The sequence below is a fragment of the Amycolatopsis sp. NPDC047767 genome, assembly GCF_040704195.1.
GTDB lineage: Bacteria > Actinomycetota > Actinomycetes > Mycobacteriales > Pseudonocardiaceae > Amycolatopsis.
In genome coordinates this window covers 1-6,868 of the sequence record NZ_JBEYSJ010000074.1, presented here as the reverse complement: position 1 = coordinate 6,868, position 6,868 = coordinate 1, and the positions used below count along the sequence as shown (strand labels likewise).

General features: G+C 69.3%; 6 protein-coding genes. 2 read left to right on the top strand and 4 right to left on the bottom strand.

What is annotated here, in order from left to right; all coding sequences use genetic code 11:
- Positions 1-154 precede the first annotated feature (154 nt).
- A complete protein-coding gene (locus tag AB0878_RS49215) occupies positions 155-457 on the top strand; it encodes a hypothetical protein (RefSeq protein ID WP_366590591.1) in 303 nt (100 codons plus the stop codon).
- Between the two features lie 348 nt (positions 458-805).
- Here AB0878_RS49215 and AB0878_RS49210 read toward each other — a convergent pair whose 3' ends face one another.
- Positions 806-2,236 carry an MFS transporter gene (locus AB0878_RS49210; RefSeq protein ID WP_366590588.1) on the bottom strand — a complete coding sequence of 477 codons (1,431 nt, stop codon included), beginning with the start codon at positions 2,234-2,236 and terminating at the stop codon, positions 806-808.
- Between the two features lie 227 nt (positions 2,237-2,463).
- A complete protein-coding gene (locus AB0878_RS49205) occupies positions 2,464-2,811 on the bottom strand; it encodes a DUF1330 domain-containing protein (protein ID WP_366590586.1) in 348 nt (115 codons plus the stop codon).
- A 118-nt stretch (positions 2,812-2,929) separates the two neighbouring features.
- Here AB0878_RS49205 and AB0878_RS49200 point away from each other — a divergent pair, with 118 nt between their 5' ends.
- Positions 2,930-3,295: a GMC oxidoreductase gene (locus AB0878_RS49200; RefSeq protein ID WP_366590593.1), complete on the top strand. Its 366-nt coding sequence runs from the start codon at positions 2,930-2,932 to the stop codon at positions 3,293-3,295.
- A gap of 44 nt (positions 3,296-3,339) precedes the next feature.
- Here the strand turns inward: AB0878_RS49200 and AB0878_RS49195 are convergent, their stop codons facing one another.
- Both AB0878_RS49195 and AB0878_RS49190 read right to left on the bottom strand, forming a co-directional pair.
- The gene (locus AB0878_RS49195; protein ID WP_366590584.1) at positions 3,340-5,643 is read right to left on the bottom strand and encodes a hydantoinase B/oxoprolinase family protein; all 2,304 of its coding nucleotides are present in this window, start codon (positions 5,641-5,643) and stop codon (positions 3,340-3,342) included.
- Positions 5,644-5,653: 10 nt separating this feature from the next.
- Positions 5,654-6,868, bottom strand: a 1,215-nt coding sequence (locus AB0878_RS49190) for a hydantoinase/oxoprolinase family protein (protein ID WP_366590582.1), incomplete at its 5' end; no start/stop codon positions are given.

Genomic DNA, 6,868 nt, shown 5'->3' with positions numbered 1-6,868 from the left:
CACTCCGGCAGCGACGCCGTGATCACCTGCACCACCACAACATGATCACCTACCGGCCCAGCGAGCCCGCGACCGGGTTACGAGACATCCCTTAGCGGTACCCGATCCGTTGCCCGGCGGCCTCACCAATGGCGGCACAAGTCTTGCCAGCCCGATGTTCGCCGCGATCCAAGCGGACGCGCAGCAGGCGGCCGGCGCCCCGATCGGATTCGCCAACCCGCTACTCTACGCCCACCACGACTCGCCGATGTTCCACGACGTCACCGACCACCCGCTCGGCGGCACACCGGTCGCCCGGGTCGTCTCCGACGTCGATGACCACGGCAACGCGCTCCCTGGCACGGCAACCCTGATCACCGATGGCCACGACGGCGCCCTCACCGCGACACCCGGCTACGACGACGTCACAGGGCTGGGCTCGCCCGCCCTCGGCTATCTCACCGCCTTCTCCAAGTAATTCCTCGCCGCATCCGCAGTGGCATGGCCCCGAGCGCGAAGGTTGCGACCGCCGCCACACGTGTCTCGTCCGGCTCGGTGTTTCGCCGCCGCGGCGGTCGCCGGAGCGCGCACGGTCCGCTTCCCCGCGCCGGCCCAGTACTGCAGCGACGGGTACGCGGCCGGATCCCCGCCGCCTTCCGGAGTGAAGTCGGGGGGCGCCGAAGATCGGCCAGATCGTCTCCACGGCACTGGAATCGCCGCGGGCGAAGACCTGTTCACTCGTCCGGCAGTGGTGGAGGCCGTCGTCGTCCTTGGTGAACACGTGCAGCAGCGGGACCCGTCAGAATGGCTGGCGGGCCGGGGTCTTTCACCGGGCCACCGCGTTTCCCGGAGCGGCAGCGCTGCTTCTGCGGGAAATCCGCGCGTAGACCGGGATGAGGACGCCGATCACCACGGAAACCGCCGCCGTGATCACGACCGGGACCTCCCACGAGTGCAGGAGTGCCGGCCCTGACGAGGGATTCACCGTCGACGTCACCACCGCGACACCGAGGCCGGAGCCCAGGTACCGCGCCGTGTTGTTGACACCGCTGCCCATGCTCGCGTGGTGCGCCGGAACGGTGGCGACCGCTTGGGCGCCGAGCGAGGCGTTGAGCAAGCCGGTGCCGATGCCGGCGATCGCGAAGCCCGGAGCCAGGCGCAGCAACGTCGAAGTGCTGTCCAAAGGGGCCAGCGTGACCAGCCCGGCGCCGATGATGATCAGCCCCACGGCGAGCTGGGTTTCCGGCGTGACGCGCCCGCGAAGGTGCCGCGCGAACAGCGACACGACCACGCTCACCCCGGACCAAATGACCATCGGAATCGAGCCGGTCAGCGAGGAGCCGTGCAGGCCTTGCTCCACCAGGGTCGGTGTGTAGGAGGTCAGGGAGATCACGCCGAGTCCCACGGTGAAGGCGGCGACCGTGACCGTGACGAACTGCCAGTTGGCGAACAACCGGATGTCCACCAACGGGAATTCCGTGCGTCCTTCGTGGAAAACGAACACGGCCACGATGACCACGCCCGCGCCCAGGAACGCGAGGACCGTCGGCTGCGTCCAGCCGGTCCGGCCGAGGACCAGCCCGGCCAGCAGGGCGCTCGGGCCGGCGATCAACGCCACAGCACCGAAATAGTCGATCTTCCCGCCCGCCGCGTGCGGGTGGACGGGGTTGGCCGGCAGCGCACGGAAGAAAACGATCAAGGCCACGCTGAGCAGGCCGACGAGCAGGTAGGGGCTGCGCCACCCGGCCGCGGGGCCGAGGAGCGCGGCGAGCGGGGGCCCGATCAGGATGCCGACGCCGAGGCTCGCGCCCCAGAAACCGGTGGCTCGCGTGCGGCGGTGGCCGTGCGGAGTGACCTGCGCGATCAGCCCCAGGCTCGTCGCCACCATCGCCGCCGCGCCGAATCCCTGCCCGACGCGGGCGATGGTGAACACGATCGCGTTGGGCCAGCCGGCCCCGGCGAACAGGAAAACGGCCTGCACCGCGGCTCCGATGACGAACACGGTGCGGCGCCCCAGTTTGTCGGCCAGCGCACCGCTCACGAGCAGCCCCGCGCCGAGCCCGATGCTGGCCGCGCTGAGCATCCACGTCCGCCCCATGACACTGGCGCCCATGGTGTTCGCCAAGGAGACCAACGTGCTCATGGGCAACGTGAACATCACCATCGCCAGCGCGATGCCGACGCACGCCACGGCGACCGTCGGCCCCTCTACTGTCGGCCGTTCCTGGGGTGCGGCCGTCTGGGTCTCGACGTTCACGATCGTCCACCCCCACAAGCGATCGCGCGGGCGTTCCGACCGGACGGGTGGAAGACGCGAAGGAACTGGCACATCAAAGGGTCTCCTGGTTCGGCGGCACCTGCGGAGTTCGGCGCACAGCAGGTTCCGTGACCGAACTATCCGGACTGTAGCACAGCCTGGTTCGGCGAGAGAACTATTGCGCCTTCAGTCAGCAGCGAGATCCGAACCGGGAACCCCTCAGCAGGTCACGACTGCGGCCGCAGCAAGGGACGCAGGTCGTCCAGGCGGTCGAACAGGTGCCAGACGTAGGAGGAAGAACCGTTCTCACGGTGCGGGTGCAGGTCGGCGAGAGCGGGATCGTTGCGGTAGCTGTCGAAAGCCGCGCGCGATTCCCACTCGACGACGATCATCACCGTGCGCGGCTCGATGTCGCCGGTCACCGACTCCTGGAACCGGCCCAGTGCCACCACGCGGCCGCCGTGCGCGGCGACTTCCTTCGGCGATCGCCGGGAGTAGGCCAGGTACTCCTCGCGGTCGGCGATGTCGAACAGGTTGAGCGCGTAGACCGGTCCTCCGTCGTGCGGCTGCGACATGCGTGCTCCTTCGTCGAGTTCGTGGTGCGCCGGCCGGGAAGGCGGCCCGATACTCGAGCCACTGTAGACGTGACCGCGACTCGCCATGACCCGATAAGTCTACTAGACGACTGGTCTAATTGTCCACGCCGACCTGTGCGACCTCGATGCGCTGTGCGACGCGCTCGAGATGAGCCGCGAGATCGGCGCGCAGCACGCGTTCGGCGAGTGGCGCAAGCGACACGTCACGCCGGGGTCTGACGCCAACACGCCGGACGCCGTCAGCGAGTTCGCCCGTCGGTCTGTCGGGACATATCACCACCAGGTCGGCGCCTGCCCGATGGACGTCGACGAGCTGGCCGTAGTGGATCCGCAGCTGCGGGTTCGCGGGATGGCCGGGCTGCGGGTCCCCGACGCGTCGATCATGCCGGTGGTGCCGTCTGCCGACACCAACGCGCCGTCGACCATGGTCGGTGAGGAGGCGGCCGATCTGATCAACGGCTGACACCCCGCGGCCCGGCTGATGCTCGTCATCCGGTCCTGGGCCGGCTACCGGCGCAGCAGGTCGTCCGTCGGCAGCGGGGTGCCCACCGGCACCACCTGGGTGGTGAGTGCCGTCAGGCACGACGGGCAGCACAGCTGCCGGAACTCGATTTCCGCGTCCACGAAGGCTTCCGGGTCGGGCACGATCTGCGGGCCCGCGGCGGAGGGCGCGCCGACGATCTTCACCACGCCGTCCCACATGGTCTCGCCCGGACCGGCCAGCACTTGACCACATGTGCAAGCGCGAACGGCGATACCGGCACTGTCGCCTTCGGACACGTTCTCGCTGAGCCGGATGTCCGACAGCCGCGCGGTTTTCCCGGCCCACGCGGCCACCTGATCCGACACCGGCTCGGCGGCGGCACGGCGGTCGGACCGGATCCGCGTCCGCAAGGCTTCCGTGGCCGCGAGGTCGGCCTCCTCGCCGGAGACAACCACACCGTAGATGTCCCGTGCGGTGGATTCGCGGACCGCGCCGGACACCACGTCTTCCCGGACTCGCGCAGGATCGCGGGTCAGCGGGTCGAGGTATCCGCCACCGGCCTGCCAGTACAGGTAGTACACGTCTTGGGTGCCGATGACCGTCTCGACCTCGGTGTTCAGCCGCTCGGCGCGCCCGTCCAGCTCCTCGAGCCGCTGCGGCAGCAGGCCCCGCGCGAACTGCGCGGCCACGTCGCCGCCGCGGAAGATCGTGCTGAGCGCGGTGTTGCCCGGGTACCCGCCGCCCAGGCCGACGTTCTGCGGCACGGCCCCGCCGTCGGAGGAGTACACGAAGGCCATCGGGTTCGCCGTCCGGTGGGGCACCACGCAGATCGAGCCGGACAGGCCACCGCGGAACCTGCCGGAGCCACCGGAGTCCGGCTCCTCCCGCCGCCACAGGTAGAGTAGCGGCGCGCCGAACTCGCTGATCTCGGCGTCGGGGATGCGGCCCTTCGGGATGCAGATCATCCCTCCGGTGTCCACTCCGTCGGCGTATGTGCGCGCGCCGAGCCCTTCGGCCATCGGGTCCATGGCCATCGTCACGAACGGGGCGCCGCGCTGGTCGGTACCCGCGAACACCGACGCGCCGGCGGTGCCCGCGCACAGCGAGGTCGCCCGTGCACGGTGGCTGGTGGACGTGTCGAGCATCTTCGAGATCGTCTCGACGGCACAGTTGGTGGTTCCCCATGCGGCCGCGATGGAACCCTTGCACACACCCGCCGGGTGGAGGGCGTCGTTGAGCGTGCCGGGCGTGCTCAGCAGCTCGAAACACCGCGTGAGGCCACTCGTCGCCCACGGGATGTCACCTGCCAGCAGGGGCAGGATCGCGCTCACAACGCCGCCACGCAGTCCCGCGAACGTGCAGTTGATCATCCCGCTCTGCGGGTCGCTTTCGGTGAAGTCGAAGACGAGCCGGTCCTCGATCTTCGTCATCGTCAACCGGATGCGGTAGATGCCCCGGTCACCCATGCCCGACGACTGGTGGTGACTGGTCGCCGTCCAGGTGCCGTCCGGCAGATCGCGCAGCTTCGCACGCAGCCGCGTTTCCGCGTCGTCCATCGTCCGCCGCATGACCGCCTTGACCAGGTCCGGCCCGTAGCGGTCGCAAAGCTCGCCGATGCGGCGGTTGGCCAGCATGTTCGCGCTGAACTTGGCGCGCAGGTCGAGCCCGACCAGGTGCGGCATCCGGGACCGGCGCAGGTACGCGTCCTGCACGTCGTTCTGTACCTCGAAGTCGCGGACCATCTTGATCGGCGGGGTCGGCAGCGACTCCCAGTAGACGTTCTCCGACCGCGGAGTCCAGCTGCCGGGGCCGACGCCGCCGAGGTCCAGCTGGTGGGCCACAGCCGAGGACCAGCTGAAGAGCTTGCCCTCGTAGAAGATCGGCATGTACAGGCTCACGTCGTTCTGGTGCAGGCCGCCGCCGATCCACGGGTCGTTGCAGAAGAACATGTCGCCGGGATCGATCCCGGGGTTGTCCGACCGGTTGGCCAGCGTCCAGAAGATCGCCATGTCCATCGCGGCGGCCAGTTCCGTGTTGTACAAGGCGATCTGTGACGTCCGGCCGACCTCGTCGGTGAGCGCGAAGTCAAAGTCGTTCGCGTCGGTGACGACGATCGAGCCCGACATGCGTTTCATCGCGTCGGCCATGTCGTCAGTGAGCGACCACAGCCGGTGGCGGATCACCTCGTAGTTCAGCGGGTCGACGGAGTCCACTGTGTCCTGGTCGACGGTGTGCAGTGCCAACGTCGGGGAGATGCGATCGAGGATGTCCTCGGCGCGCACCGTGCGGTTCGCGAACGCCTCGGATCCCGGGGTCGGTGCGGTCATGATGTGCTCCTCACAGTCCACTCAGGACGACATTGCCGAGCCGGTCGACGGTGCCGACCGAGTCCTGGCCGACCACCACCGTCGTCGTGGGGGCTTCGATGACCGCCGGCCCTTCGACCACGTGGCCGGGCGCGAGCCGGGCGACGTCGTACACCGGCGTGTCCACGTAACCGTGCCGCGCGTCCAGGCAGACCGGCCGGCGTCCTTTGAGAGCGTCGCGCGGATCCGAGCCCGACGCCGGTACCCGCTCGGTCAGCTTCGGCTTGAACGGCAGGACGCCGTGCGCAAACACGCGGTAGGTGATGAATTGGACACCGGCCGCGCGATATCCCGTGCCGGCGCCGAAAATCGACGCGTACCGGTCTTCGAACGCGTCGATGATCCGCGCCACTGCCTCCTCGTCGAACCCACCCGCCGCGACCGGTGTCGCGACCTCCGCCATCTGTGCCGTGTAACGCGCGTCGATCTCGCGGCGCACCTCGACCCGTTCGAACTCGACGCCCTGGCGCGCCAGCTCCGCGTGCGCCCGCGCCTCCAGCCGCGCGAAGTTCTCCGCGACGCGTTTGGGTTCGACCGGGGCCACGGTGGGATCGGACAGCTCGAAGGTGAGCGTGACATCGCTGGATGCCAGGCCGAACGCCGAGAACGCCGATGCGGTCGTCCCCAGTGGCACCACCACGCGGCCGATGCCGAGGTCGGCGGAGTACGCGTGGCAATGGATCGGGCCCGCGCCGCCGAAGGCGTACACGGTGAAGTCGCGAGGATCCTGCCCGGCGTCGAGTACGATCTTGCGCACCAGGTCGGCCGTCTGGCCGTTCTGGATGGCGAAGACCGCCATCGCGGCCTCTTCCACGCTCAGGCGGAGCGGCTCGCCGATGCGCTCGGCCAGTGCTTTGTCGGCAAGGTCTCGGCGCAACTTGGACCGACCGCCGAGGAAGTAGTCCGGGTCGAGGATGCCCAGCACCAGGAGTCCGGCGACGCCGTCGCGGCCGAGCGCCCGCAGCGTCGCGTTGACACCCACGCCGCGGGCCCGCCGCGAAAAGTCGGGTCCCCAGTCCATCGGGTCGCGACCACCCTCGCCCTGTTCGAGGTAGGCCGCCTGCACGCTCATCGCCGCCCGGTGCGCGGAAGCGTTGGCGCAGATGGCGATTCCGCAGTCGTAGGAGACGTTGAGCAGCTTGTGCCCGTCGGTCGACCACGAGTCGAGGCGGCCGAGGCCCGCGGT

What these genes read in the sequence shown, in the direction of transcription:
- AB0878_RS49215 (WP_366590591.1), top strand. Translation starts at nt 155, where the DNA reads ATGTTCGCCGCGATCCAAGCGGACGCGCAGCAGGCGGCCGGCGCCCCG.
- AB0878_RS49205 (WP_366590586.1), bottom strand. Translation starts at nt 2,811, where the DNA reads ATGTCGCAGCCGCACGACGGAGGACCGGTCTACGCGCTCAACCTGTTC.
- AB0878_RS49195 (WP_366590584.1), bottom strand. Translation starts at nt 5,643, where the DNA reads ATGACCGCACCGACCCCGGGATCCGAGGCGTTCGCGAACCGCACGGTG.